22 protein-coding genes and 1 pseudogene are annotated in these 26,415 nt (G+C 45.6%); 15 read left to right on the forward strand and 8 right to left on the reverse strand.

Translation table 11 applies throughout. From position 1 onward, the window contains the following. Positions 1–121: 121 nt before the first annotated feature. From QUA16_RS25650 to QUA16_RS25670, 5 genes are all read left to right on the forward strand, one after another. Positions 122–727: a hypothetical protein gene (locus QUA16_RS25650; RefSeq protein WP_333106835.1), complete on the forward strand. Its 606-nt coding sequence runs from the start codon at positions 122–124 to the stop codon at positions 725–727. A gap of 279 nt (positions 728–1,006) precedes the next feature. Further along, a complete protein-coding gene (locus tag QUA16_RS25655) occupies positions 1,007–1,153 on the forward strand; it encodes a hypothetical protein (protein ID WP_333106837.1) in 147 nt (48 codons plus the stop codon). 22 nt (positions 1,154–1,175) lie between these two features. Further along, on the forward strand, positions 1,176–1,403 hold the full coding sequence (locus QUA16_RS25660; protein WP_333106839.1) for a type II toxin-antitoxin system MqsA family antitoxin: 228 nt from the start codon (positions 1,176–1,178) through the stop codon (positions 1,401–1,403). Between the two features lie 31 nt (positions 1,404–1,434). After that, positions 1,435–2,796, forward strand: coding sequence for a protein kinase domain-containing protein (locus QUA16_RS25665; RefSeq protein WP_333106841.1), 1,362 nt, complete (start codon positions 1,435–1,437; stop codon positions 2,794–2,796). A gap of 4 nt (positions 2,797–2,800) precedes the next feature. Continuing rightward, the gene (locus QUA16_RS25670; protein ID WP_333106843.1) at positions 2,801–3,112 is read left to right on the forward strand and encodes a hypothetical protein; all 312 of its coding nucleotides are present in this window, start codon (positions 2,801–2,803) and stop codon (positions 3,110–3,112) included. A gap of 113 nt (positions 3,113–3,225) precedes the next feature. On the opposite strand, the gene QUA16_RS25675 is transcribed toward QUA16_RS25670, so the two are convergent. Both QUA16_RS25675 and QUA16_RS25680 read right to left on the reverse strand, forming a co-directional pair. Next, positions 3,226–3,627 (reverse strand): helix-turn-helix domain-containing protein, encoded by a 402-nt coding sequence (locus QUA16_RS25675; RefSeq protein ID WP_333106845.1) that lies wholly within the window; start codon positions 3,625–3,627, stop codon positions 3,226–3,228. Positions 3,628–3,670: 43 nt separating this feature from the next. Next, positions 3,671–3,805 (reverse strand): hypothetical protein, encoded by a 135-nt coding sequence (locus tag QUA16_RS25680; RefSeq protein ID WP_333181438.1) that lies wholly within the window; start codon positions 3,803–3,805, stop codon positions 3,671–3,673. Between the two features lie 11 nt (positions 3,806–3,816). Here QUA16_RS25680 and acsF point away from each other — a divergent pair, with 11 nt between their 5' ends. From acsF to QUA16_RS25715, 7 genes and pseudogenes are all read left to right on the forward strand, one after another. Continuing rightward, a complete protein-coding gene (gene acsF / locus QUA16_RS25685) occupies positions 3,817–4,893 on the forward strand; it encodes a magnesium-protoporphyrin IX monomethyl ester (oxidative) cyclase (RefSeq protein WP_333106847.1) in 1,077 nt (358 codons plus the stop codon). An 11-nt stretch (positions 4,894–4,904) separates the two neighbouring features. Continuing rightward, positions 4,905–5,651 (forward strand): heme oxygenase (biliverdin-producing), encoded by a 747-nt coding sequence (locus QUA16_RS25690; RefSeq protein WP_333106850.1) that lies wholly within the window; start codon positions 4,905–4,907, stop codon positions 5,649–5,651. A gap of 86 nt (positions 5,652–5,737) precedes the next feature. Beyond that, a complete protein-coding gene (gene hemN, locus QUA16_RS25695; RefSeq protein WP_333106851.1) occupies positions 5,738–7,135 on the forward strand; it encodes an oxygen-independent coproporphyrinogen III oxidase in 1,398 nt (465 codons plus the stop codon). Between the two features lie 241 nt (positions 7,136–7,376). Beyond that, positions 7,377–9,026 carry a hydroxylamine reductase gene (hcp, locus tag QUA16_RS25700; RefSeq protein WP_333106853.1) on the forward strand — a complete coding sequence of 550 codons (1,650 nt, stop codon included), beginning with the start codon at positions 7,377–7,379 and terminating at the stop codon, positions 9,024–9,026. A gap of 218 nt (positions 9,027–9,244) precedes the next feature. Further along, on the forward strand, positions 9,245–10,093 hold the full coding sequence (locus tag QUA16_RS25705; RefSeq protein ID WP_333106855.1) for a fatty acid desaturase: 849 nt from the start codon (positions 9,245–9,247) through the stop codon (positions 10,091–10,093). Between the two features lie 22 nt (positions 10,094–10,115). Beyond that, positions 10,116–10,931, forward strand: coding sequence for a radical SAM protein (locus QUA16_RS25710; protein ID WP_333106856.1), 816 nt, complete (start codon positions 10,116–10,118; stop codon positions 10,929–10,931). Beyond that, positions 10,928–11,287: pseudogene (locus QUA16_RS25715) on the forward strand (4Fe-4S single cluster domain-containing protein); the annotation flags it as partial. The gene QUA16_RS25710 and the pseudogene QUA16_RS25715, both read left to right, overlap by 4 nt. A gap of 1,195 nt (positions 11,288–12,482) precedes the next feature. On the opposite strand, the gene QUA16_RS25720 reads toward QUA16_RS25715, so the two are convergent. The 6 genes from QUA16_RS25720 to QUA16_RS25745 form a co-directional block, all read right to left on the reverse strand. Next, on the reverse strand, positions 12,483–13,010 hold the full coding sequence (locus QUA16_RS25720) for a DapH/DapD/GlmU-related protein (RefSeq protein WP_333106857.1): 528 nt from the start codon (positions 13,008–13,010) through the stop codon (positions 12,483–12,485). Positions 13,011–13,180: 170 nt separating this feature from the next. Next, positions 13,181–13,822 carry an acyltransferase gene (locus tag QUA16_RS25725; protein ID WP_333106858.1) on the reverse strand — a complete coding sequence of 214 codons (642 nt, stop codon included), beginning with the start codon at positions 13,820–13,822 and terminating at the stop codon, positions 13,181–13,183. A gap of 6 nt (positions 13,823–13,828) precedes the next feature. Further along, positions 13,829–14,410 carry a serine acetyltransferase gene (locus QUA16_RS25730; protein ID WP_333106859.1) on the reverse strand — a complete coding sequence of 194 codons (582 nt, stop codon included), beginning with the start codon at positions 14,408–14,410 and terminating at the stop codon, positions 13,829–13,831. Between the two features lie 195 nt (positions 14,411–14,605). Next, positions 14,606–15,616 (reverse strand): glycosyltransferase family 2 protein, encoded by a 1,011-nt coding sequence (locus QUA16_RS25735; RefSeq protein WP_333106860.1) that lies wholly within the window; start codon positions 15,614–15,616, stop codon positions 14,606–14,608. Positions 15,617–15,702: 86 nt separating this feature from the next. Continuing rightward, the gene (locus tag QUA16_RS25740) at positions 15,703–16,983 is read right to left on the reverse strand and encodes a glycosyltransferase (RefSeq protein ID WP_333106861.1); all 1,281 of its coding nucleotides are present in this window, start codon (positions 16,981–16,983) and stop codon (positions 15,703–15,705) included. Positions 16,984–17,120: 137 nt separating this feature from the next. Continuing rightward, on the reverse strand, positions 17,121–18,038 hold the full coding sequence (locus tag QUA16_RS25745; protein WP_333106862.1) for a histone deacetylase: 918 nt from the start codon (positions 18,036–18,038) through the stop codon (positions 17,121–17,123). Positions 18,039–18,115: 77 nt separating this feature from the next. On the opposite strand from QUA16_RS25745, the gene QUA16_RS25750 reads away from it, so the two are divergent. The 3 genes from QUA16_RS25750 to QUA16_RS25760 all read left to right on the forward strand — a co-directional run bounded on the left by QUA16_RS25750 (position 18,116) and on the right by QUA16_RS25760 (position 26,263). Continuing rightward, positions 18,116–18,625 carry a hypothetical protein gene (locus tag QUA16_RS25750; protein WP_333106863.1) on the forward strand — a complete coding sequence of 170 codons (510 nt, stop codon included), beginning with the start codon at positions 18,116–18,118 and terminating at the stop codon, positions 18,623–18,625. 944 nt (positions 18,626–19,569) lie between these two features. Further along, positions 19,570–24,270 carry a PAS domain S-box protein gene (locus tag QUA16_RS25755; RefSeq protein WP_333106864.1) on the forward strand — a complete coding sequence of 1,567 codons (4,701 nt, stop codon included), beginning with the start codon at positions 19,570–19,572 and terminating at the stop codon, positions 24,268–24,270. Further along, complete coding sequence (locus QUA16_RS25760; RefSeq protein ID WP_333106865.1) at positions 24,236–26,263, forward strand: adenylate/guanylate cyclase domain-containing protein; 2,028 nt, start codon at positions 24,236–24,238, stop codon at positions 26,261–26,263. Before QUA16_RS25755 ends, QUA16_RS25760 begins: the two co-directional genes overlap by 35 nt. The last annotated feature ends 152 nt before the right edge of the window (positions 26,264–26,415 follow it).

A 26,415-nucleotide genomic window follows, 5' to 3' on the forward strand; every position in this document is an offset into this window, starting at 1 on the left:
GGCGCAAGCCCCTTTTCTCCATTAACTATGATTCTCTACGCTCCTTAAGCATCTCAGGAGTTTTCTGCACCACTAAGTTGAATTAATCTAAAATCCAAAATCTAAAATCCAAAATCGATAGATGGCTTACAGTAACTTTTCCCTCAGTGACTTAATCAAACAATTCGGCTTCACTCTCAAAGACAAAAACAACTTATTTGTCAATATTCCCGAAGTCGGATACAGCGAATATCTAGATTTCACCCTCAATTACAACCTCCGAATAGCCAGCGAAATCAACACAGAAAAAGCTCGTTCTGAAATGATTATCACCCCAATATTACTAGAATTGAGGAGAATGCTAGACGATAAAATTAGCTTGTTTTCCGGTAAAGAGTTTAACGTAGACATAGAAAAAGGGCTGAATGGTGCTTGTGATTTTTTAATCAGCCTGTCTGAGTCTCAAATTGTAATTATGGCACCAGTCATTGCGATTGTTGAAGCCAAGAAAGAAGACTTAATCGGCGGTTTGGGGCAGTGTGCAGCGGAGATGTATGCAGCGCAATTGTTTAATCAAAAAGAAGGCAATCAAATTCCCATAATTTATGGTGTGATGACATCGGGCACTGTGTGGAGATTTCTTAAGTTAGAAGGTAATGCTTTAGATGTTGATGTTGCTGAGTATTACATTAAAGATGTAGGGAAAATTTTAGGGATTTTATCAAGTTTGCTGAAAGGAATTGCTTGATTGATAGTGAGAACCAGACTTACGCACTCCGACCAAAGAAACCGGGTTTTTATTGAATTTTTCGGCTGGAACCAAATGTTGCCGTAAAAAACCCGGTTTATGAACCCCCATGCGTCCTGGACTATAGCTGTTTGTGTTATGATATATTGAAAAGGCAGATTTTTACTGAGAGGTGAATCGATGCCAACATTAACATTCACATTAACCGATGATTGAGTAATTGAATTAGCTCAAGAATTACCCGATGGCAAAAAACATCAATTATTGAAAATATTGCTGATGCAGCCTTGGGAATCTTGGGCAAACTTAACCCATGATGGCCCAGAAAAAGCGCGACAGGCTGCTGCACAAAGGGGAAAAGACTGGGATGCAATGACAGAGGATGAACGGGAAGAATTTATCAATGAATTATTGCATGAAGACTAATTTAAGCAAGGAGACTTAGTAAATGGTATGCGATATTTGCGGAACAGAAGGTGTGCGAATTCGCCGAATTCCCAGAACCTATGGCAAAGGCAAAGATTTGCTAGTTATAGAAAATATTCCCGTAATAAGCTGTCCTCACTGTGGCAGTAGTTACCTAACAGCCGAAACATTGCATGAAATCGACAGAATTAAACGCCAGCGTAAAAGTGTAGCGGTAGAACGTTCTGTAGAAGTCGCTAGTTTTGCTTAGCCAAGTATCACCTTCACAATCATATATTGAAATGAGTTCAAAAGTTACCCTCACCATCACCGCAGGCAATCTCAAAGGCCAAGAATTCACCTTTGACACCCGCACTACTTGCATTATCGGCCGCGCCAAAGATTGCTATCCCAAAATTCCCGACGACGACAAACACCGCACCATCTCCCGCTATCACTGTTTGCTAGATATCAATCCTCCCGATATCCGCGTGCGAGATTTTGGTAGCAAAAATGGGACTTTTGTAAACGGTGAAAAAATCGGTCAGCGAGAAGCCCATCAAACTCCCGAAGAAGCTGCTCAAATTCAATTTTCCGAATACGACTTGCAGGGGGGAGATGAATTTACACTCAGCGATACTTCTTTTCGAGTTGCTGTTGCCCTTGACCCGGAAATAGCCAAAAATCTCCAACAACAATCACCCCCAATCATTCCCTCAAATCAAGCCAATCTGTGGGAAATGCTGAAAGCTTTTCTGTTGAAAGCTGTGGCTGGTAAAACTAATATTGGAGTTCTGGGGGATTATGTTTTACTGAAGGAGTTGGGTAAGGGAGGTTTTAGTTTGGTTTATTTGGCGCGACATAAACAAACAAATGAAGAAGTCGCCCTGAAAGTGATGTTACCAAAAGTTGCTGCGAATCAGCGGGCTGTGAATTGGTTTTTGCGGGAAGTTGATAATACTAAATGTTTGAAACATCCTCATGTGGTAGGATTTAAAGAGTCTGGTTATGCTGATGAAACTTTCTTTTTCACGATGGAATACTGTGAGGGTGGTAGTGTTGTTGATTTGATGGCAAAACGCGGTGTCAGCACTTTGCCGATTGATGAGGCTGTGGCTATTATTGTGCAAGTTTTAGAGGGTTTGACTTACACTCATAATGCGGAAATTCCGAATGTCAGATTGGCTGATGGTAGTTTTGCAAAGGGACGGGGTTTGATTCACCGGGATTTGAAGCCAGGGAATATTTTTCTGGCGAATGTGGGTGGGAAACAAGTTGCTAAAATTGGGGATTATGGGTTAGCAAAGGCTTTCGATCAAGCGGGTTTAAGTGGTTTAACTCTGAGTGGTAATGCTGTTGGTACGCCGTATTTTATTCCGCGACAGCAAGTGCTTGATTATAAGTACGCGCAACCGGAGGTTGATGTTTGGGCGGCGGCGGCTTGTTTGTATGTGATGATTACGGGATATTCGCCTCGCAATTTTGTGGGACTAGACCCGTTTCGTGCTGTGTTGGATAATGATGCGGTTCCTATTCGCGATCGCACTTCCTCGATTCCTCAACCGCTAGCCACCGTAATCGATCGCGCTTTAGTTGACAATCCTGAAATTTATTATAAAAGTGCAGTAGATTTTAAACAAGCCTTACTAAAAACTATATCATAAATTAATGAATCCACAATTTTTATTGCAGTCTCCCGAAAATAAACCTCGTTGGCTTATCCTATTCTTGTTAGGTTTAATCGCCGCTTTGGCAATTGCCGTAACAACAGTTTACTTCAAAATGGCGATCGCCCAAACAGCCAATCCGACCTTATCTGTAGACGTTGGAGCCGATCGCTATTCCATCAGCCCCGACATCTACGGTGTAAATAAAATTAGCACTTGGAACTCCGGCTTTAGAGTATATAAATATGGTTTTAGGGCAACTTACCCAGCTAATTCTATGACTTTGGTGGCTATTCCCAAGGCTAATTCTTAGCGCGACTTAACTTAACTCACGGAATTCACCTGCCAGAACCGGAATGATTAAACCGCAGAGGGCGCAGAGGACACTGAGGAAGAGAAGAGAGAGATTAATAATTCTGACCATTTTTAATCTGAAATTAGACCTGAAGCATCCAGGCGATCGTCCTTAGCATCCGAGTGTGTTAGGGGACAAATACAACTCTCCTGTCCCAGCCACTGCGATCCTACTTCATGCAGGGCTGCCATCACTGGTTGAATTTGGCGACCCTTGGGCGTGAGGGAATATTCTACGCGGGGCGGAATCTCGGCATAAACACGGCGATCGACTAACCCTTGAGATTCCAACTCTCGTAGGCGTTGGGTGAGGGTTTTGGTGCTGATGCCAGGAAGTGCCGCGAGTAATTCGTGGGGACGCCTCGCGCCTCCAAACAGTTCGCGTAGAACCAAAATTGACCATTTATTGTCCAACAAATCCAGCACAAATTGAATCGGACATTTAACCTCTACGCACTGACTCGCTTCCACCATAAACTCCCTGCACAGTTGCCTTCACGATAATTTCCATATTTCTTTAGAAATGGCTCAAGCGTCCTATTTGCTTCAATGCTTTACCTAAAGTAACTATAGGATACCACTGGTAACTGACTTGTGGGCGATCGCGGATTAAGGCAATGTGGTGCACAGTCATCAATTCCGAACAATCCACTCTCCACTCCTATGGTCAGTTCAATTAGTAAATCGGAGTCTGCTGGTCTGCCATCCGGCATTAAAGCACCTGTTCAAGAAACCCTGTTAACACCCCGCTTTTACACCACCAATTTTGATGTCGTTGCCGAAATGGATCTGTCCGGGCAACAAACGGAATTAGAAGCAGTTGTAGCAGAATTGCGCGCGGACTATAACCGCCACCATTTTGTCCGCAATCAAGAGTTTGAGCAATGCTGGGACAAGATTGATGGCGAAACGCGAAAAGCATTTATTGACTTTCTAGAGCGCTCCTGTACCTCAGAATTTTCGGGTTTTCTGTTGTTCAAAGAACTCTCCCGCAAACTTAAGAATCGCCAACCCTTGTTATCGGAAGCCTTTAGCTTACTGGCACGGGATGAAGCGCGTCATGCCGGTTTCTTGAATAAGGCGATGGCCGATTTTGGGTTGTCTCTCGATCTGGGCTATTTAACAAAAAATCGTACCTACACATTCTTCCCTCCAGAATGGGTGATTTATACTGTTTATCTGTCGGAAAAAATTGGCTACTGGCGCTATATTTTGGTGTATCGCCATCTAGAACAACATCCAGAACATCAAATTTATCCCCTGTTTCGCTACTTCGAGAATTGGTGCCAAGACGAAAATCGGCATGGGGATTTCTTTAAGGCTTTGTTGCGATCGCAGCCTAAGCTTTGGAATAACTGGAAGGCAAGACTCTGGGCGCGCTTTTTCCTACTGACGGTGTTTGCCACCCATACAATGACGGTGTTGGAACGCTCCACATTTTATGACTCGATCGGCATCGACCCCGATGAATATAACAAGCAGGTGATTCATCACACCAATGAAACAGCAAAACGGGCGTTTCCCAGTATTTTAGATACCCACCATCCACAATTCTTTCCCCGTTTGGAGCGATGTGCGATCGCCAATCAGAAGCTAGCAGAAATCTCAACTAACCAGCGCCCTGCCGCCATCCAATTTTGCCAAAAATTACCCTGGATTGCTGCGATCGCGTGGCAGTTGTTGCGCCTTTATTTACTGCCCTCGATTAATGCTGAATCGTCCAGAACCGCTATTAATTAGGAGATATTGCCATGACTAATCTATCCACACGCCTCCGAGAAGGCACGATGCAATCCCACACCACAGCCGAAAATACGGCATTTATGAAATGCTTTATGAAAGGCATTGTGGAACGGGAACCTTTGCGTAAACTATTTGCCGATCTATACTTTGTTTACAGCGCCTTAGAAACGGCTTTGCAGACCCATGTCAACCACCCGATTATCGGAACCCTCTATTTCCCTGAGTTAAATCGCACTGAGAATCTGGCTTGCGATCTAGCTTTTTATTACGGTGAAAATTGGCGGGAGGAAATTACGGCTTCGCCAGCGGGTTCTGTGTATCGCGATCGCATTCAAACCCTCTCAGCAACCGATCCAGTCCTGCTGATTGCCCATGCCTACACCCGCTACATGGGTGATTTATCCGGCGGACAAAGCTTGAAAAACGTGATTCGATCGGCGTTGTCTCTGCCACCGGATCAGGGAACAAATTTCTATGAATTTTCCCAAATCTCGACACCAGAAGCAAGGCGAGTATTTAAGGAACGCTATCGCCAAACCTTTGATGAGTTTCCGGTGGATGCTGACACGATCGAGCGAATTGTCGCCGAAGCAAATACGGCATTTACCCTTAACCAGGATGTAATGCACGAACTCGAAGCCGATGTGAAAGCGGCGATTGGAGATCATACCTTTGATTTGCTGACTCGGCAAGATCGCCCCGGTAGCACAGAAGGCCGCAGCCCTCATGCCAAGCGAGAATCTGTCGCAAAATAACTCGCCCAAGGAAAACAAGATCGATCGTATCTCTAAAATATGCCGGGGTTCTGAATTTACACAACAACAGAAGGACACATTAGTTAATGAAACAGTTATCACAAACGGTTGAATTTGATGCTGTATTGTTGAATAAATACAACCAGCCTTTACCTCGCTATACCAGCTATCCACCCGCCACAGAATTAAGCACTGATTTCGATCGCCACGCATTTAAAACCGCGATCGCCGTCGGCAATCACAAACAAACCCCCTTATCGCTTTACTGCCACATCCCCTTTTGTGCAACGCCCTGTTATTTCTGCGGCTGCAATACCATCATTACCCAGCGCAAGGAGGTGGTAGAACCCTATTTAGGCTATCTCGATCGCCAAATTCGCCAAGTTGCCAGTTTGGTGGATGCCGATCGGCTGGTGCATCAGTTGCACTGGGGCGGCGGCACGCCCAACTATCTCGATCGCAGTCAGGTAGAGTTTCTCTGGAATCAGTTAAATCGATATTTTCGGTTCGATGACGCGGCAGAAATATCGATCGAAGTCAATCCTAGCTATATCGATCGCGAATACATTCTATTTCTTCGACAATTAGGCTTCAATCGGATTAGTTTTGGCATTCAGGATTTTAATCCCATCGTGCAGCAAGCGATCAATCGGGTGCAGCCGGAAGCGATGTTGTTTGATGTGATCGATTGGATGCGGGAAGCAGGGTTTGAAAGTGTCAATGTGGATTTAATTTACGGCTTACCTTTCCAGACACAAGCCACATTCCAGGAAACGGTAAAGAAGACCTTGCAATTAAATCCCGATCGCATTGCCGTCTTTAATTTTGCCTATGTTCCCTGGCTCAAACCGGTTCAGAAACGAATGCCGGAGTCTGCTTTGCCGACCGCTGGCGAAAAGCTGAAAATTCTGCAAAGTACGATCGACCAACTGACGCAAAATGGCTATGTGTTTATTGGTATGGATCACTTTGCCAAGCCTAATGATGAACTAGCTATCGCGCAACAAGCTGGACAACTACATCGTAATTTTCAGGGTTATACCACTAAGCCCGAATCGGATCTGTTGGGCTTTGGCATGACTTCCATCAGTATGTTGCAGGATGTGTATACCCAAAACCACAAGGGATTGAAAGATTTTTATCGGGCGATCGATGCGGGTGAATTGCCGATCGAAAAAGGTGTTAGACTTAATCAGGACGATCTGATTCGGCGCACAGTAATTATGGAATTAATGTGTCAATTCCAACTGTCGGTGCAGGATTTGGAAGAAAAATACCATCTCGGCTTCGATCTCGATTTTAATGACTATTTCGCTCATGTTTTGCCACAACTTGATGCCTTAGAAGCCGATGGGTTAATCAAACGTTGGGGCGATGGCATTGAAGTAACCGCGCTCGGCCGCTTGCTAATTCGCAATATTGCATCCGTGTTTGATAGCTATCTCATCCCCCACTCAAGCAAACGGTTTTCCAAGTCCCTCTGAATCAGCGTCAGATTTGTTAACTCTGAGATGTTACACCATTCTCAATTACTTGTTTAGGAACAGGCTTTTCGGCCTGTTCCACAACAAAATTTACTCTTTGTGGAACGGGCCGGAGATCCCGTTCTTGAGAATGCTACAAGATGTGAGTTAACTCAGATTTGTTAACATAGTCAGAGACGGATAAATACTTTCATAACCGAGTTGTTGCGTAAATTCTAACCAATTCAACAAGGAAAAATCTATGTTCTGTGAACAATGCGAACAAACAGCAAGCGGACAAGGATGCCATCAGTTTGGTGCTTGTGGGAAAAGTCCCCAAGTGAATGCTATCCAAGATTTGCTGATTTATTATCTGCGCGGGTTGGCTCCGATTGCCCTCAAAGCAAAAGAGTTAGGCATTGATACTCATGCAGTGGATGTCTTCACCTGCGAAACGATCTTTGCCACGATGACGAATGTCAACTTTTCCGAAAAGCGGTTTGTTGAGTATCTCCAGGAAGCGATCGCCCATCGCGCCAACCTCAAGGCTCAAGTGCAGCAAGCAACAGACACTCCACCCACGTGGGCTGCAATTTCCGACTTTGAACCCAACTTTGAGGAGAGCCTGGTTGAGCAGGGTGAGCTGATTTCCTCTCAGTTCCTCAGTCAGTCTGGCTTGAATGTGGATATTTTCTCACTCAAACTCACAGTGCTATATGGGGTTAAGGGTCTTGCCTCCTACACCTTCCACGCCTACGAAGTGGGACAGGAAGACGAGCGGGTGTATCGTTTCATTTATGAGGCACTTGTCGCCCTCGATAACCTGACCTTGGGCTTGCAGGAGTGGGTGGATCTTGCTCTTGAGGTGGGAGCCATTAATCTGCGCTCTATGGAACTATTGGATGCCGGACATACCGGTACCTATGGGCACCCAATTCCCACGCCTGTTCCCCTCAATCCACGGCAAGGGAAGGCGATTCTGGTTTCAGGACATGACATCAAACAACTCGAAGGCTTACTCAAGCAAACAGCAGACACGGGAATTACTGTTTACACCCACGGCGAACTTCTACCAGCCCACGGCTATCCCAAACTAAAACAGCAGTATCCCCATCTCTACGGTCACTACGGCACTGCTTGGCAGAACCAAACCAAGGATTTTGGCAAGTTCCCGGGTGCGATCGTGATTACGACCAACTGCTTAATGCCAACCCATTCCTATTATGAAGATAAACTCTTTAGCGTTGGCCCCGTCGGCTATCCGGGTCTGATTAACTTGAGTGCGATCGACAATGGCACACCCGATTTTACTCCAGTTATTGAGAAAGCACTGGCACTTCCCGGCTTTACCGAAGATGCACCCCCCAGGGAAGTCACAGTTGGTTTTGCCCACAATACAGTCCTAGGGGTGGCAGATAAAATCATTGAGGCTGTCAAACAGCGTAAAATCCGCCATTTCTTCTTGGTAGGGGGCTGTGATGGAGCCAAACCCGATCGCAACTACTACACCGAGTTCGTAGAAAAAGTGCCTGATGATTGTGTCGTGCTCACCCTAGCTTGCGGTAAGTTTCGCTTCTTCGATCGACAAATGGGCGACATTGACGGACTACCCCGCCTGATGGATGTTGGTCAGTGCAACGATGCCTACTCCGCGATTCAGATTGCTGTAGCCCTAGCCAATGCCTTTGAGGTAGGTGTCAACGATATACCCCTTTCCATGATTCTGTCCTGGTATGAACAAAAGGCAGTAGCCGTCTTGCTAACTCTCTTGCATTTGGGGATTAAAAACATTCGTCTAGGGCCGACATTACCGGCGTTTATTTCTCCCAATGTATTCAAGCTTCTGTCGGAGAAATATAACTTACAGGCTATTACCACCCCTGATGCCGATCTGGCAGCTTGCTTGAGCTGAGTGGGAGTTTTGGGATTGATTTACAGTTTAACCAAATGGGCACATTTATTTGACTGGTATAGCAATCCTCGCATCATTTATGAATTTCTTACTCCCTCCCCTTGATAAGGGGAGGGTTGGGGTGGGGTAAAAAGTTTACGACTCCTGCAAGGATTGCTATAACAGCGATTGCTTTTTCTAATGTTTATTCCCAGACTTTTTGTTTTGTGAGGTAATTGATGACCGCTAAACTGTTGCCAACAACTCCCACTCGATCTCCGCTGGATTGGACTGCGGTCTTCTTTTTCACGACTATTCATGCCCTCGCGCTCTTAGCCCCCTGGTGCTTCTCCTGGTCTGCCTTGGGTATAACTATCTTTTTGCACTGGTTATTTGGCAGTATTGGCATTTGTTTGGGCTATCACCGCCTATTGAGCCATCGCAGTTTTCAGGTTCCTAAATGGCTGGAATATCCGATCGCCCTGATCGGTACCTTTGCTCTACAAGGAGGGCCAATTTTCTGGGTGGCGGGTCATCGGCTACACCACGCCTATACCGAGGATGTCGATAAAGATCCTTACTCTGCCCGTCGGGGGTTCTGGTGGAGCCATATGCTGTGGATTTTCTACCCGCATTCCGAATTCTTCGATTATGAACAGTACCAGCGGTTTGCCCCGGATCTGACACGCGATCGATTTTATTGCTGGCTGAATCGAAACTTTTTGCTGCTGCAAATCCCCTTGGGGCTACTGCTGTATGCACTGGGGGGATGGTCATTTGTGATCTGGGGTATGTTTGTCCGATCTGTTTTACTCTGGCATAGCACTTGGTTTATTAACTCGGTCACTCACCTGTGGGGATACCGTACCTTTGAGACAAACGACAACTCCCGCAATCTTTGGTGGGCGGCTATTCTCACCTATGGCGAAGGTTGGCACAATAACCACCACGCCCATCCTAATGTTGCCAAAGCAGGCTGGCGCTGGTGGGAGTACGATCCTACCTGGTGGGCAATTTGGCTGTTAAAGAAATTGGGTGTGGCCCGAAAAGTGGTGATGCCACCGGCTCAAAGTAGTACAGCTTCATAAAATTGGAGATCGACCTAAAGCCATGTCTACTGTCACTAAACCCTTCACTTCTGTTTACGGCCCAGTCCAATCCTGGCGCTTTGGGCGATCGCTAGGAATTGATCCGATCGGGCCAGATTCTACTTGCTCGTTTAACTGTGTGTATTGCCAGTTAGGTGAGATTGAGCACCAGAGTTGCAACCGCCAGATTTTTGTCCCCACTCAGAAAATTCAACAGGATCTGCAATCCTTCCCTGTCGGCGATGTGAACACCATCACCCTCAGCGGTAGCGGTGAGCCAACTCTGGCGCTGAATTTAGGCGAAATTCTGGTTATGGCGAAGCAAATGACCGGGAAGCCGGTTGGCGTATTGACCAACGGCAGTTTGCTGGGCGATCGCGCGGTGTGTGAGGAACTGGCCATCGCCGATTGGGTAGCTGTCAAAGTTGATGCCATTGCTGCTGAATCATTCTGTCGCATCAATCGCCCCATGCCAACCATCAACCTCCAGGACATTTGGGCCGGTCTCCTCCAATTTCGCCAACTCTATTCAGGACACCTGGCAATTCAGACGATGCTACTCACCGAGTGGAACGAACAGGATCGGGCAGAGTACATCCGCCGGATGCAAGCATTATTACCGGACGAAATCCAACTCAACACGCCGACGCGACTTTGCCCCCTAACGCATCAGCTAGAAGCACGAGGGAATGATCTGCCCAATGGCTGTTTATATCCGACAAGGCAACTCAAGCAAGTCAAGGCTGAAGTGCTACAGGTTTTTGGCGATCGCATTGAACGTGTCATAGGAATTCCAGTGCGTTACCCATTATTAAAACCAGAGGCACAGAAGCGATGAAACCTCAGAAAACAAACCCATATTTTCAGCTTTTAGAAATTCCCCCAGGCTATCTCAACATCATGGGATATGTAGACGAGTCGGAAGTAAATGGGCCGGGTTGTCGAGCCGTGATCTGGGTACAAGGATGCCTGCGGGAGTGTCCAGGTTGTTTTAATCCGGCTTCTTGGTTTTTTGAAATTAATCAATTAATTGCGGTTGATGTTCTTGCTCAGCAGATTCTCAGCAATCCTCGCAATCGAGGTGTCACGTTTTCGGGCGGAGAACCGTTCTGGCAAGCTCCAGCCTTGGCAGATTTGGCGCGCCAAGTCAAAGCAGCGGGATTAAATGTTATGTCGTTTACGGGCTTCACGTTATAAAAATTGCGACATGGGATCTCCGGCTGTGTGGTTTTTTAAGACTTCTAAAAAACGCTCATTTAAATCAGGCATCTCAGACTCCCTAGTTTTTCTTCCTCCTCCACGTCGGCGAATTCTCTGTTGATTAAAAGTAGTGTCTGATTCAGTTTTTAATTCCTTAATTCCCTTGGCTATTGTATTCCTGTCTACTCCCAAAACTCGGGCTATGTAAATAATTCCACCACGACCCTGTTTTACGGCTTAAGAAAGCTGCATATTTTCTTTGATCTTTTTCAGATAAAGACTGGTGATGTTTTCGCATTAAATCAGTGATTTCGTCTGAGTAAAACATAAATTAAGTTAGTAAGAAATGATTTAAATCAAAAAATCTTGGGCGACATAAGAAGAACCAAGTAGGTATAATATTTGACATCTCTATCGAAACATAAACCTATTCATATTCACTCATTTATTTATTATATAGCCTTTCGAGCTCTCATATGAGGTACTCATGGGCATAGGGCATAGGCCTCCGTGGGCATAGGGCATACCTCACCACGCTTGAGAACCGCTATACATCGGGGATGTTATTAAATTTTCATTCCTAAAATTAGAAAAGGTAGGCACAGATATTTTTCCTACACTGAATGTATGAAAATCCTTAGTCATCAAATCCAGAACTGCGGAATGTGGGTTTAAACCTTTCTTTGAGCATTTCACTAACATTTTAGCACAGCTAAGTAGGGAAGAGGCGAAATTTACTAACTTTTTAGCATAACAAGTACCGGAGAGCCAGAAAAAACAGGTACAAAAATATGTATCTCGCCGCTCCGCACCAATAAAAAAATACCGTAGACGGAGTACATTTGGCGTTGGTAAGGATGGAGAACAGTGGGTTGATTATCCCGATCGATCGGCATTCATTAGAAATTCAACAGTTAATGAAGTTAACTTGAAATAAACGTCGCTTTTATCAACAGGGTATACGGGCTGCAACCCTGATTGCGTCATCTCCTAAACCTCTTTGTCACCCCCAGGGTTTTGGACGCTCCCGCCACTGAAAGCCGCGGGTTTTTGTGGATTTTTAAATCCCAAATCCTAGCTGTTGGCAACCACTCCATTTTTTTTCAATTTGTACTTCTTGAATTCAACTACTGAGTAGTTATTGTAATTTAATAAAAGTCGAGCTAATGTGCTATTTTTTCTGCGACTTCTATAATTTTTCTCCGACTTTCGGGGTCTTTTTTTCGATTATTTTTGCCGGTATTCCTACTGCGGTTGCACCTGGTGGCACGTCACAAATCACCACAGCATTGGCACCAATCAAAGCATGATCGCCGATCGTTACGGGACGAATAATTTTCGCTCCTGCACCGATATCGACGTGACCGCCGATTTTGACATCACCAACAATTGTCACCTGTTGAAAAATCATACAGTTAGGGCCAATGGAAGCACTGGGATGAATGACAATGCCATTAGGATGAGGCAGCACCAGTCCTCCTTGTATTTGGCTGTTTAAAGGGATTTCTGTTGCAGTTACCACGCTCCAAAATCGATGCTGGATAACGTTCCAACGGCATAAAATATATCCCGCAATTCCACCCTGCTTCTGCCACTTTTGATAGTTGCGGATAGATTTGAGCAGTTGGCAATTGGGTCCCCACCACTTGCTAGATTTTTCGCGGCTCCAGTCTGCTTCTGTAGCAGAAATGATTGGCTTAGTGATTGACTCAACCATTGTTTGTGCAGTGTTTTAATGATATAGACAATTGTGCCTATTATAGCAATCCTCGCATCATTTGTGAATTCTTACTCCCTCCCCTTGGGTTCGGGGAGGGTTGGGGTGGGGTAAAAAATTTACGACTCCTGCAAGGATTGCTATAGTGCAATTTCTCTTAAGAAGAATCTCTAACTTGGGTAGGGAGATTGCTGGAATTGGGCCACAGTTGGAGTGGATGTGTTGCCGTAGAAGTGTGACACTCGTAACTTTACGAGATCGGGTTCAATTTCGGGGTCGAAGCTGCCCTCGCGGCTGTTAATCAAATCCGCCCAGGGCAGGCTTTGAGTTTCGGCTTGCAATTTTTTCACTAAGTCTTCGACGCGGCCGATCAGTCTGGCGGGGACGCCGGCCACTATATCGCTCTCGGCGACATCTTTGGTGACGACGGCACCGGCGGCGACGATCGCATTTGGGCCGATAGTGACGTTGCGAAGGACGATCGCATTGAAACCGATAAATACGTTGTCGCGGATATCTATCTTGCCTACGGCATCTACTTTAACGTTGTAAGCCCGGTTAAGCATGGCGATCGAGCCGTCGTGGCCGATCGGGGTACAGGAGGAGAAGTGGACGTTGTTGCCGATGCGGACGTAGGCGGGATCTGTAAAGACGGTGCTCGGCAGGATGCTGCAATTAGAGCCGATCGAGTACAAGTTGCCCTGCCGACGGAGAAATTCGGTGTATTCTTCGGAACTGGGGTTGCAGAATTTGGTGTAGAGGCCGGGGAACTTGCCGTAACGCATGACAAGGTGGCGGATAATTTTTTGCAATGTCGATTAAGCATTTTCCAAGTTTTTGGTAGATTGAAGAATCTTGGCGGGGATGCCCACTGCTGTTTTGCCTGCGGGAATATCTGATAAAACTACAGCATTGGCACCGATATTTACGTCGTCTCCCAGGTTGACCTTGCCGAGGATTTTTGCACCAGCGCCGACGTTCACCCGATCGCCCAATTGAGGAGATTCTAGAGGCTTGTCCAAATAGCGGTTTCCCAAAGTTACACCTTGGCGGATAATGCAGTCGTCGCCGATCGTACAATATCCGTGAATAATAATAGCGTTTTGATGTTCAATCACCACACGACGACCGAGCTTCACAGTGTAAGGCAAGTCTATCCCGTAACTATTGCGGACTTTTCGGTAGAGCGCTCGATAAAGAATGCTCAAAGGAGCCCGCAGTAATTTCGGTTCTACCTGCATTCTCCAGACGCCAAAACGCTGCACTGCTACGGCACGAAATCCCGGTTTTGTCCAATCTCGACCATGAGCAATCCAGTCTTCTTTAATTTGCTGCCATAGTCCCATGCCGGGGTTTTCTACTTGATTTTCACTGGTGATTAAGTTTTGCTCAGTTACCATAAGGTCTAATTCACACTATTTCTTGTTTACTCTCTTGCTAGATGCCCACGATATTAATGGGTATATCAGGTTTTTGAGGAAGGAGCAATTCGGTTTTATCGCTCTATAATACTAATTTCTCGGCTGCATCATCAAATATTTTGCTTGCCTAAGTTAACCTGGTTTAGTTGGCTTTTACCGATTTACCAACTCCCTTTAAAAGTTTTTGGATTTTTCAATCTTACCCCCCTTAAAAAATACACTATTTAATACAAAATCCCTCAGCAATTGTGGTGGATCGCCATCTGGTTTGCCTTGAAGTACGCGGCGCACCCTCCAGGCTGCAAAACCCGAAGCCCAGGATACATCAGTTAATGCTGTGTAAACCAAGCCGTAGTTTTTGATAAAGTACCTACGCCGGGAATCAAACCAATAAGTCGGCAGCCGCTTGGCGGGCTTTTTGGTGTCAGTGACGCCTGAGCTTTGGCCGACTAAGTGGACAACGCGACTTTCGGGTACGTACCAGCAACTCCAGCCAGCTTTGTTCGCTTGCAGACAAAAGTCCATTTCTTCGCAGTACATGAAATAAGCTTCATCCATCAAGCCAATCTTTTCAAATACTTCGCGACGGACGATCATGCTGGCTCCAGCTACCCAATCAGTTTGACAGGTTTCTTGGGAAATGGGAGGCGCTGCAGCCCAGTTGGCTAATAACTTGGATATAAAGCCTGTGCGCCAACCAAAATCGAGTTCCGTCAAGAGGTTGTGAAACCGAAAAGCTGACTCCTGGGGCGTGCCGTCGGGGTCTTCCAAGCGGCTGCCGGCGATGCCGGCTTCGGGATGAGTGTCCATGAAATCGACGAGGGCTTTGAGGGCACCGGGGCGAACTATGGTGTCTGGGTTAAGCAGCAGGAAGTAAGGGGGGGGATTGGTGGATTGGAGGGCGGGACGGATCAGGGCGTTGTTGCCGAAGGCAAATCCGCCGTTGCGGTCTAGGGGAACGAAGGATGCCCATTCATTCCAGCCTTCTGAGGCGATCGCACTACTAATTTCTTCGACGGAGCGATCGCCTGAAGCATTGTCGCCAACTACAACTCGCATACCCGGCACCGATTGAACTTCGCTAACTAGAGAGCGCAAGCAGTCAATTGTCAAACTAGAGGTTCGGTAGTTAACAATGACAACCAGCAGTGGATAGGGGTGATTGGAGTCGCTGGCTTTCGACATAAGTACCGTTGTTTGTTTAACAACTTTTTAGCTCAAGTTGTACCCATCTGGCAAGCTGGAGCGATCGCCCGCAGTGCAGGTATCGCCTACTTTTTTAATTGCTCCAACATCATTAACAAAAGCTGCCACCGCTGCCGGTGCATTTCTTCGTGAGTCAGGCTGCGAGCCTTGTTCAGAGCTGCCATGCCCATATTTTGAAGTAGGTTCAAGTTTTCTCCCGACTGTTTGAGCAAGTTTGCTAAAGCAACGGGGTCATTGCAATTAGCGATCGAGCCTGTGATGCCGTTTTCGATGCAGTCGCGGAGTCCGGCTGTGTTGTTTGCCAGTACAGGTACGGCCTGGGAATAAGCATCGTATACGATTCTGGGCTGCTCGTCCGAGATGCTGGGAACCACAACAGCATGATATTGTTGCAGCCGCCCGAAGAATTCTCTGCCGTAAGGAATAGTTCCCAAAAGTTCGATCTGTACCGATTTTTGCATCGCCTTGCTTGCTGCTTGGCAGTTGCTTAACAGTTCGCCTTCACCTAGTATGTCCAGCTTGACGGCAATGTTTTGTTCGTCCAAGATTTTCATTGCTTCTAGGAGAACTAACAAGCCTTTATTGGGATGCAATCTGCCCGCAAATATAATTTTTAGTTGTTTGGGTGAGGGAGACAGTTTTTCGTGCCATATTTTTGTCGCGTCGGCTTCGGAAATAATATTTGCTTCATCTATCCACGAAGCATTAATTATGTGACTTTCTTTGTGTCGTTTGGTTAATAAACTCTGCTGGTATTCTGCCTGTGTAAAGATGGTCAAGTCGGCGCTGTTGATGCACCAGCGATTCAATGTTTCGTATATGTAAGCTTGAATTTTGGCTTTAATGCTGGCAGGGGTGCCCGGTAGCAGTCGCCACGGTGCGGACTCGACTATGAGCAGGTATGGTTTCCGCTGTATCAGGACTATTGGCGTCACTAACCATGCCATCGGAATCGGCCAGCCTGCTACGCCGCTATGTACGATATCTGAAGATGCGATCGCGCCCCAAAGCTGGGCAACCGTTGCCGGCAGCAGCAATATTGCTTTTGCCAAGCTATTTGCGGAGGGAAGGTCAATAAATTTAGCATCAACAAATGATGTTTCCGAATCCACCTCTATTGTATTTTCTGGGGGGGTTTCTCGCACGCACGGAGATGCTAGCGTGAAGTTTTTCAAATACTTGAAGTGTTGGGTTAGGTCTTTAGCCCACATTAAATCGAGATACCTGCTGCCTTTGGAGTCGCAGAAGGATGTGATGTTGAGGACTAGCAGGTAGCGCTTGTCGATCGGCATCAAAGTCGGTTCTTGGGCCCCATCTTCTCTGATATTTAACGAGTTGGATTCCATAAAATACACTACACTTGAATGCGATATCTCTATTCTAATGCCACTTTAGCCAGTTCTTAGTAGTATATTGACAGCCTACACAAGCAATCATATCGCCCAACAATACTGAAGTCAATTTTATATCTCGCCGCTCTCGATCACAGTCGATACTGCCTGTAGGCTTGACTGGCGGCTCGGTGCAGCAGCGAATGTCGGTAAACTAACCCCTTAGCGTCATCGGAATAGCCCCCGCCAATCACGCAGGCAACGGGATAGCCGCCAGCCAAACACGCCATCAAAACTTGCATTTCCCGGCGAAATAAGCCCGTATCAGTTAAAGCTAATTTTCCCAGTTTGTCACCGTGATGAGGGTCTACTCCAGCATCGTACAAAACTAAATCGGGCTTGACATTTGAAAGCAAATCTGGTAAGAATTTATCCAAGGTTTGTAAATACTCGTCGTCCTCCATACCGACAGGCAAAGGTACATCTAAATCGCCCTTTTGTTTAGTGCCGGGAAAATTGACTTCGCAGTGCATGGAGAAAGTAAAAACGCTACTGTCATCTTGGAAAATTACGGCGGTTCCGTCTCCTTGGTGGACATCTAAATCGACAATTAAAACTTTGCGAACTAAACCATTTTTTTGCAAGACGCGAGAGGCGATAGCCAAATCATTAAAAATACAAAAACCCGAACCAAAAGCTGGGAAGGCGTGATGAGTTCCGCCCGCAGTATTGCAAGCCAAACCGTAGTCTAAAGCGAGCTTGGCTGTTAGTACAGTTCCTGCAACCGCAGTGCAAGTGCGATTAGCAAGGGCCCGACTCCAAGGCAGACCAATTCGCCGAGTCGCTTTGCTATCGATCGTCCCGTTGCAGTAAGCTTGAACATAGGAGTGGTCGTGGACTAATTCAATCCATTCTTGAGGGGGAAGTTCGGGAGCGTGAAATTGCGATTTATCTGCTACCCCGTCCGCGAGCAGCATCTCGTAAAGCATCCGAAACTTTGCCATCGGGAAGCGGTGAGCCGGTGGCAGAGGTGCAACGTAATCTTCGTGGTAAATAATTGGTAAGTCCATTAAAATTATTGTATAACGAATGAATCTCCAATTGAACGCCTGCAATCTCAAATTTAAATTCCCTGGAGAACTTGTATATGCAACAACTAAAAACAGTCTGGCAGTCCGGCAGCACCGACCCCGAAAATGCTGACAATCTCGATAATATTAGTCAGTGGTGGGGAAACCTCAACGGGAAAGAAATTAGCTGGGTAGAGCGACTGATTCCGCAAATCGGCGGTCTGAGCGAAATTCACTGGCACCCCCAGCGTTTTGACGAAACATTTGTGATAGTCAATCCCGAAATTCGGGAGGAAACTCTCTATTGGTACATACCCGATTCTCCTGTCCAACGTAACAACACTGTTGACAAATTAGAACTTGACAACTTGCAACAGCAATTGTACATCTATCCTCAGTTGGAATCGGAACTGGTAATTCGCGTAGGAATTCCCGAAGTTAAATATCAAACACTTGAATTAAACAATCCCGAAATCGCCTTGGGGGCAGATAATCTGCTGCTGCTGTGGGAATCTGAGCAAGAACTAGAAATTAAAATTTACTTGAGCAATGAAAATATTGCTAAACTTAAGGAATTGCTGGCATAGAAAAGACCGAGAAAATAGTTTATAGCCTTTATCAGTAACATGAGGTGCTCACGCGGGCGTAGGGCATAGGGCATAGGGCATAGGGCATAGGGCATAGGGCATAGGGCATAGGGCATAGGGCATAGGGCATAGGCATAGGACTGGCCCCCCTCACCACGCTTGAGAACCGCTATATATGGTAGGCTTTGGGTGCGGGGCGATCGATCTATACTCTTAGTCACCTATAAATATCTTAAGACTGAGGGGCGGGTGCGTCGAAACCGAGGTTTTTCACAGCCATACTTTGTTGCAGCGAAAAGAGTAAAAAAAACAGTTTCTTTGCCTCGCGGTACGTCCAGGTGTGTATCTCGGCTAAAACCCTTTGAATGTGGCAGCAAAATGTCCAGAAACTTGCGTTATCCTCCTGGGACTTTTAATGCAAAAGTCAAGCAAAAAATAGTCCTGGACGCATCAACCGGGTTGTACAAAAATACTTGGTTACAGCCCTTGAACAAAGTTAAAAAACCCGGTTGCTTTGGTCGGGAGTTCCTAAGCGAAGATTGTTTTTCTGCCAACTTAATTGGGACATCAAATAAGGGGATTTGTTGGGGCAATAAAAGGTGGTTAAATACGGTTATTTGGGGTGGGCAACTTAAGACAAGCAACCAATAAGTTGAAAAAATAGAAGGTGCGTTAGTTGATGGGCTAATACCGCATATTTCATTTAGATGTAGTACGGAGAAACCGGGTTTGTTGGACAGAATCAGTAATGATGCGAGAAGTGTAAAGAAACCCGGTTTCTGGGATGTACTTCATAAACCGGGAATACGCTGTATTTAAAATTAATCCTCTTTTTGCTGAGTTTGAAAACATTTAATAAATAATTATGCTTGCCAGGAATCGCTAAATTTATTAAATGAGCGCTCTGCTGCTAGCACTAAAAAAATCACAATGAGCAGAAAAAAATGATAGTTGACAAAGAAAATATTCACATTTTAATTATTGACGATCAGCCCCAGAACCTGCGGTTTATATCAAACATATTGACGAAAGAAGGGTATAAAGTTCAGCGGGCGATTTCGGGAGAAATGGCGGTTAATGCTAATTTAACCGTTCTCCCTGACTTGATTTTGCTAGATATTGCCATGCCCAAAATGAACGGATATGAAGTCTGTGCTAGACTGAAATCCAACGAGAAAATGATGGAAATTCCGGTTATTTTCTTGAGCAGTTTTGATGAAACTTTTCATAAAGTCAAAGCTTTTGAAGTTGGGGGTGTTGACTACATTACTAAGCCTTTTCAAGTGGAAGAAGTTTTAGTGCGGATCGAAAGTCAATTGACTATACAACAGCTATCAAAACAATTAAAACAGCAGAATGCCCAACTGCAACAAGAGGTAGAATTTCGCAAGCGAACAGAACAATCACTCCGGGAAAGCAAAGCGCGGTTGCAGAAATTGGCGGTCAATATACCGGGAGTTCTTTATCAATTTATCAAGCAGCCCGATGGAAGTGTGAAATTTGAATATATTAGTTATGCTTGTCGGGAGATTTACGAATTAGAGAGTGAGAAAATTTTAAAAAATCCCGACTTGTGCTTCGAGCAAAATCATCCAGATGACCACGAATATCTGGTAAAACAAATTGCTACTAGCGCCCAAAGTTTAGAACCTTTTGCCTGTGAATGGCGGATTGTTACACCGTCGGGTAAACTCAAATGGCTGCAATCTAATTCTCGGCCAGAAATGCGCGATAATGGCGATATTGTTTGGTATGGCGTACTTTTTGATATCACCGATCGCAAGCAGGCAGAAATAGAAATGGCTGGAGCTAAAGCGGCTTTAGAACGGCAAGTTCAGCGAGAATTGCTGATTGCAAAAATAACTCAAGAAATTCGCTCCAGCTTGCAGCCCGAACAAATATTTGAAATAGCTGCAACTCAAATCGGTCTGGCATTCTGCGTCAATCGCTGTTTGATTCATACTTACGTTACTACTCCCCAAGTCGATATTCCTCTGGTGGCCGAGTATCTACAACCGGAGTGCGAATCTATTCGGAACGTACCTGTTCCAATTTGGGGCAATCCTCACGTCATACAAATGATGATACAAGATATGGCGATCGCCTCCAACAATGTTTATTCAGACCCTCTGTTGGAAGCTGTTCAACCGATTTGCCAGAAGGTTGGGTTAAAATCGATGCTGGCAATTCGCACTTCTTACCAAGGCAGGGCAAACGGTGCTATCTGTTTGCACCAGTGCGATCGTTACCGGGAATGGACTTCGGAGGAAATCGACTTATTAGAAGCTGTGGCGGCTCAAGTAGGGCTCGCTATCGCTCAAACTAAACTGATCGAACGAGAAAAAAACCGAATTCAGCAGCTCGATCGGCAAAATAAAGTGCTGCAAGCAGAAATTCGCACCCGCGTCCGCGCCGAGCAAGCTCTGCAAGAATCGGAAACAGAATTGCGGGCGATTTTTGCCGCCATGACTGACACGGTTTTAGTGAGAAATGCAGAAGGGCGCTGCATCAAAATCGCCCCGACAGCATCAACAAATTTGGTGAAACCTCCAAGCGAAATGATTAACAAAACCGCCCACGAAGTCTTGCCGAAACCTATAGCAGATTTAGTATTAAAGGCCATCCACCAAGCTCTAAAAACTAAGCAAACCATCAATGTTGAATATAGCTTTAAAGTCGGAGAGCGCGAAGTTTGCCTCGACGCTAAAGTTTCTCCGCTGACTTCAGATTCAGTGATTATCGTAGCCAGAGATATTAGCGTTCGCAAACAAACAGAATCCGCACTCAGAGAGAGCCAGCACTTCATTCAAGCGATCGCCGATTCCAATCCGAACCTATTGTATGTTTACGATGTAATTGAACAGCGGAATGTCTACAGCAACAGACAAATTTCTACGATGCTAGGATATACCGCCCAAGAAATACAAGATATGGGTACAGCAATGATGCCAAAATTGCTCAACCCCGATGATTTGCAAGAGTTTTTGGAAAGCGTCAAAAAAGTGGATCAAGCCCAAGACGGTGATGTCATTGAATGTCAATACCGAATGAAACACAAAAACGGTGAATGGCGGTGGATGCACAGTTGGGATACAGTATTTCTCAGAACAGCCGATGGTAAACCCAAACAAATTCTCGGCACTGCTAATGACATCACAGACCGAAAATTAGCCGAAGAAAAACTGCTAGCATCCCAACAAAGAATCTCATTTTTATTGCAGCAAACGCCGATCGCAGTTATCGAGTTAAACCTCAATTTAGAAATTATCACTTGGAATCCCGCAGCCGTTGCTATTTTTGGCTACAGTGAGGAAGAAGCGATTGGTCGAGTCGCCTCCGATTTGATCGTACCTGAAAGCTACCACCCGCAATTATCTGAGATTTTCAATCACGACTTGAATGCCAAATCCAGCGGCACTACCGAAAATCTGACTAAAGACGGCAGAATTATCATCTGCGAGTGGTACAATACTCAACTAATTGACGATAACGGTACAGCAATCGGCATTGCTTTAATGGCTGTAGATATTACCGAACGCAAGCAGGCAGAAACCGAACTGCAAGAAAGTGCTTTACGACAAAGAGCGATCGCCCGCATCATTGAAAGAATGCGGCAAACTTTAGAGATCCGAGAAATTTTTTACGCCACAACCCGAGAGTTGCGCCAAACCATGAAGTGCGATCGAGTTGCTATTTACCGTTTCAATCCAGACTGGAGTGGCGAATTTGTAGCCGAATCCCGTGACCACAACTGGGCTTCTTTCATCCAAGCACAGGAACTTGATTCTAACCTTACTGAAGGCGCTTTAGACAGCGATCGTTGCGTCGTCAAAGAATTAGATAGCCCCTCACAAGAAGTACGCGATACCTATTTGCAAGAAACCCAAGGCGGCCCCTACAGCCGAGGTACCACTTACCTTTGTGTCGCAGATATTTACAAGCAAGGTTTCGACAATTGTTACATCCAATTGCTAGAAAAATTTCAAGCTAAATCCTACATTATTGTACCAATTTTATCTGGGAAAAAGCTCTGGGGATTACTAGCATCATATCAAAATTCTGCTCCCCGCCAGTGGAGTGAAGCAGAAATCAACGTTGCAGTTGATGTAGGTACTCAGCTAGGAGTCGCATTACAGCAAGCGGAATTGCTCGCCCGCACTCAAAGGCAGTCCATGGAACTGATTAAATCCAAAGAAAACGCCGAAGTTGCCAACCGCGCCAAAAGCCAATTTCTAGCTTCCATGAGCCACGAACTCCGCACACCTCTCAACGCCATTCTCGGTTTTTCCCAAGTCATGGCCCGCAACAGTTCTATCACGGAAGAACAAAAAGAATACATAGAAATTATTAACCGCAGTGGCGAACATTTGCTAGAACTCATCAATGATGTTTTGTCAATGTCCAAAATAGAAGCAGGTCAAATTACTATCAATCCCAGCCGCTTCAATCTCTACAACCTTCTCAACAGTCTCAAAGAAATGCTGCAACTAAAAGCCAACTCAAAAGGTTTGCACTTAATCTTTGAAAACGCAGATGATTTGCCGCAGTACATTCAAACAGACGAAGCTAAATTGCGGCAAGTTTTAATTAACCTGCTCGGCAATGCGATTAAATTTACTCAGCAGGGAACCGTTACTTTGCGCGTCAGCAGCCAAGCTGAAAAAGACGCCACCGAAGAAAATAAATCCCAATTGTATTTTGAAATTACCGACACGGGTCCCGGCATTTCTCCCTTGGAAGTTTCCACCTTATTTAAGCCATTTGTACAAACGGAAAGTGGTCGAAACTCCATGCAGGGAACTGGTCTGGGGTTGCCGATCAGCCAACAGTTTGTCCGAATTATGGGGGGTGATATTGCGGTTGAAAGTCAACTCGGTCAAGGCACAATTTTCAGCTTTAATATCTGGGTTGACTTAGTAACACAAAGTGATGAACAAGAAAAATCCCCGATTAAACAAGTTATTGCTTTAGAAGCCGGACAAGACACTTATCGGATATTAATAGTTGAAGATGTAGCGGAAAATCGCCAACTGCTGCTTAAGCTCCTGATACCCCTGGGATTTGAAGTCCGGGAAGCAACTAACGGTCAAGAAGCAATTGCTTTGCATTCAACTTGGAAGCCACAGTTGATATTAATGGATATGGTGATGCCTGTGATGGATGGGTATGAAGCTACAACACAGATTAAGAAAACTCTAGAAGGTAAAGAAACAATAATTATTGCCTTGACAGCCAGTGCTTTTGACGAGCAGCAGCAAATAATTTTGTCTGCTGGTTGTAACGATTTGATATGTAAACCGTTTCGGGAAGAGGTACTCTTTGAAAAGATAGCGCATCACCTCAAACTGCGTTATATTTATGAGAAAGAAAACTTATCTACTTCTTTGGCAGCACCCACGCTGCTTAAAAGTTTGACCACCGAGGATTTGAGTGTAATGCCCACAGACTGGGTGGTCGAGTTGCACCGATCAGCACTTTGTGTGGACGACAACCGCATCCTCGAACTGATCCAGGAAATTCCCGAAACTGAGGCAAATCTCGCTAACGCTTTAACAGATTTAGTCGATAATTTTCGGATAGATATCATTATCGACTTAACTCAATTATATTATGATGAACGACCATCCATTACCAGCGCCTCCTAAAGACATTCTGATTGTTGACGATATGCCGGATAACTTGCGACTTCTATCGACTATGCTGACATCTCACGGGTATCATGTCAGGAAGGCTATTAACGGAAACTTGGCTCTGCAAGCGGCAAAAATATCTCCTCCCCATCTAATTTTACTAGATATTAATATGCCGCAAATGAACGGTTATGAAGTTTGTGAGCAGTTAAAGTTAAGCGAAAAAACTAAAGATATTCCGGTAATTTTTATTAGTGCGCTCGATGATGTGCTGGAAAAAGTTAAAGCTTTTCAAGTAGGAGGAGTGGATTATATTACTAAACCATTTCAAGTAGAAGAAGTCTTAGCCCGGGTTCAAAACCAACTTTCCCTTCGTTCGCTGCAATCCAAACTGGAACTGCAAGCTAGGGAACTGCACGATCGCAATTCTAGATTGCAGGAAGAAATCGCAGAACGCCAGCGGGCCCAAGAATCAATCCGGTTTTTGCTGGAAACTACGCGGGCGATCGGCGAATCTGTAGACTTTCACTCAGCTTTAGAAGTAATTCTGCACCAAGTGGGCGAAACAATCGGATGGGATGTAGGAGAAGCTTGGATTCCCGATGCAGAAGAAACTGTGCTGCAATCTGCCCGAGGCTGGTATGCCAGCAACGCGAGGATGGATGCGTTCCGCAGGCAAAGCGAACAACTGACATTTGGCATGAATATAGGGCTGCCGGGACGAGTTTGGGCATCCAAGCAACCGGAATGGGTAGAAGATATTTCCCAGGGCTACCCGAATTTTTTACGAAGTCAGATAGCACTAGAACTCGGATTCAAAGCGGGTTTTGGCGTGCCGATTTTGGTAGGCGATGAAGTATTGGCAGTGCTAGTTTTCTTTAAAATTTCGTCTGGTGGGAAAGACGCACGATTTATAGACGTTTTTAATGCCGTCGGCACTCAATTAGGTTCTTTAATTCAACGCAAACAAGCAGAAGAATTGCTGCGTATTGCCCAAGAAAAATATCACAGCATTGTACAAAATGCTATGGAAGGCATTTTTCAAAGCACGCCTTCAGGAGGCTATCTCAGCGCTAATCCAGCTTTGGCAAAATTGTACGGTTACGACTCGCCAGAAGAACTGATGTCGGAGATTAAAAATATTGCTCAGCAACTGTACGTTGACCCGGAACGCCGCCTCGAATTTGTGGCTGCTATGGATGCTGAAAATGCCGTTTCGGGGTTTGAATCTATGGTATGTCGCAAAGACGGGCGCCGGATTTGGGTGTCAGAAAATGTCCGGGCTGTTCGAGATTCAAAAGGTGAGCTGCTCTACTATGAGGGTACTGTTTCTGACATTACAGAGCGCAAATTAGCGCAAGAAGCGCTCAAAGTTCAACAAGAACAAAGCGAGAAGTTGCTGTTAAATATTTTACCCAAACCAATCGCAGAACGCTTGAAGGCAGAGCAAAGCACGATCGCCGACAGTTTTGCCCAAGTAAGTGTTTTATTTGCTGATATTGTTGGCTTTACTGAACTGTCGGCGAGAATGTCTCCCACCGAGTTGGTAAAGCGCTTGAACGTAATTTTTTCGCACTTCGACCAGTTAGCTGAAAAGTACGGTGTGGAGAAAATTAAGACTATTGGCGATGCTTACATGGTAGTCGGGGGATTGCCTACGCCGACACAGGATCACGCCGAGGCGATCGCCCAAATGGCCCTGGGAATGCAGGCAAAAATAGCAAAATTGTGCGCCGAAACAGGGGAAAAACTGGCAATTCGCGTCGGCATCAATTCCGGGCCGGTGGTTGCGGGAGTAATTGGTGTGAGCAAGTTTACTTATGATTTGTGGGGAGATACGGTGAATGTAGCGGCGAGGATGGAAGCTACGGGTTTTGCAGGCAGCATTCAAGTTACTGATGTTACTTATGAGCTTTTGAAAGATAAGTATTTGTTTGAGATGCGAGGCGTGATTCCGGTAAAAGGTAAGGGGGATATGATGACTTATTGGTTGCTAGGAAAAAAGTAAAAATTGGGCATGGGGCATGGGGCATGGGGCATGGGGCATGGGGCATGGGGCATTGGGCATGGGGCATGGGGCATTGGGCATGGGGCATGGGGCATGGGGCATGGGGCATGGGGCATGGGGCATGGGGCATGGGGCATGGGGCATTGGGCATT

Origin of the sequence: Microcoleus sp. S13_C3 (assembly GCF_036700905.1) — a bacterium.
Classification (GTDB): domain Bacteria; phylum Cyanobacteriota; class Cyanobacteriia; order Cyanobacteriales; family Microcoleaceae; genus Microcoleus.

Excerpts from the sequence above, each read along its gene's own strand:
- QUA16_RS25650 (WP_333106835.1), top strand. The coding sequence starts at position 122 with ATGGCTTACAGTAACTTTTCCCTCAGTGACTTAATCAAACAATTCGGC.
- QUA16_RS25655 (WP_333106837.1), top strand. The coding sequence starts at position 1,007 with ATGCAGCCTTGGGAATCTTGGGCAAACTTAACCCATGATGGCCCAGAA.
- QUA16_RS25660 (WP_333106839.1), top strand. The coding sequence starts at position 1,176 with ATGGTATGCGATATTTGCGGAACAGAAGGTGTGCGAATTCGCCGAATT.
- QUA16_RS25665 (WP_333106841.1), top strand. The coding sequence starts at position 1,435 with ATGAGTTCAAAAGTTACCCTCACCATCACCGCAGGCAATCTCAAAGGC.
- QUA16_RS25670 (WP_333106843.1), top strand. The coding sequence starts at position 2,801 with ATGAATCCACAATTTTTATTGCAGTCTCCCGAAAATAAACCTCGTTGG.
- QUA16_RS25675 (WP_333106845.1), bottom strand. The coding sequence starts at position 3,627 with ATGGTGGAAGCGAGTCAGTGCGTAGAGGTTAAATGTCCGATTCAATTT.
- acsF (WP_333106847.1), top strand. The coding sequence starts at position 3,817 with ATGGTCAGTTCAATTAGTAAATCGGAGTCTGCTGGTCTGCCATCCGGC.
- QUA16_RS25690 (WP_333106850.1), top strand. The coding sequence starts at position 4,905 with ATGACTAATCTATCCACACGCCTCCGAGAAGGCACGATGCAATCCCAC.
- hemN (WP_333106851.1), top strand. The coding sequence starts at position 5,738 with ATGAAACAGTTATCACAAACGGTTGAATTTGATGCTGTATTGTTGAAT.
- hcp (WP_333106853.1), top strand. The coding sequence starts at position 7,377 with ATGTTCTGTGAACAATGCGAACAAACAGCAAGCGGACAAGGATGCCAT.
- QUA16_RS25705 (WP_333106855.1), top strand. The coding sequence starts at position 9,245 with ATGACCGCTAAACTGTTGCCAACAACTCCCACTCGATCTCCGCTGGAT.
- QUA16_RS25710 (WP_333106856.1), top strand. The coding sequence starts at position 10,116 with ATGTCTACTGTCACTAAACCCTTCACTTCTGTTTACGGCCCAGTCCAA.
- QUA16_RS25720 (WP_333106857.1), bottom strand. The coding sequence starts at position 13,010 with ATGGTTGAGTCAATCACTAAGCCAATCATTTCTGCTACAGAAGCAGAC.
- QUA16_RS25730 (WP_333106859.1), bottom strand. The coding sequence starts at position 14,410 with ATGGTAACTGAGCAAAACTTAATCACCAGTGAAAATCAAGTAGAAAAC.
- QUA16_RS25735 (WP_333106860.1), bottom strand. The coding sequence starts at position 15,616 with ATGTCGAAAGCCAGCGACTCCAATCACCCCTATCCACTGCTGGTTGTC.
- QUA16_RS25740 (WP_333106861.1), bottom strand. The coding sequence starts at position 16,983 with ATGGAATCCAACTCGTTAAATATCAGAGAAGATGGGGCCCAAGAACCG.
- QUA16_RS25745 (WP_333106862.1), bottom strand. The coding sequence starts at position 18,038 with ATGGACTTACCAATTATTTACCACGAAGATTACGTTGCACCTCTGCCA.
- QUA16_RS25750 (WP_333106863.1), top strand. The coding sequence starts at position 18,116 with ATGCAACAACTAAAAACAGTCTGGCAGTCCGGCAGCACCGACCCCGAA.
- QUA16_RS25755 (WP_333106864.1), top strand. The coding sequence starts at position 19,570 with ATGATAGTTGACAAAGAAAATATTCACATTTTAATTATTGACGATCAG.
- QUA16_RS25760 (WP_333106865.1), top strand. The coding sequence starts at position 24,236 with ATGATGAACGACCATCCATTACCAGCGCCTCCTAAAGACATTCTGATT.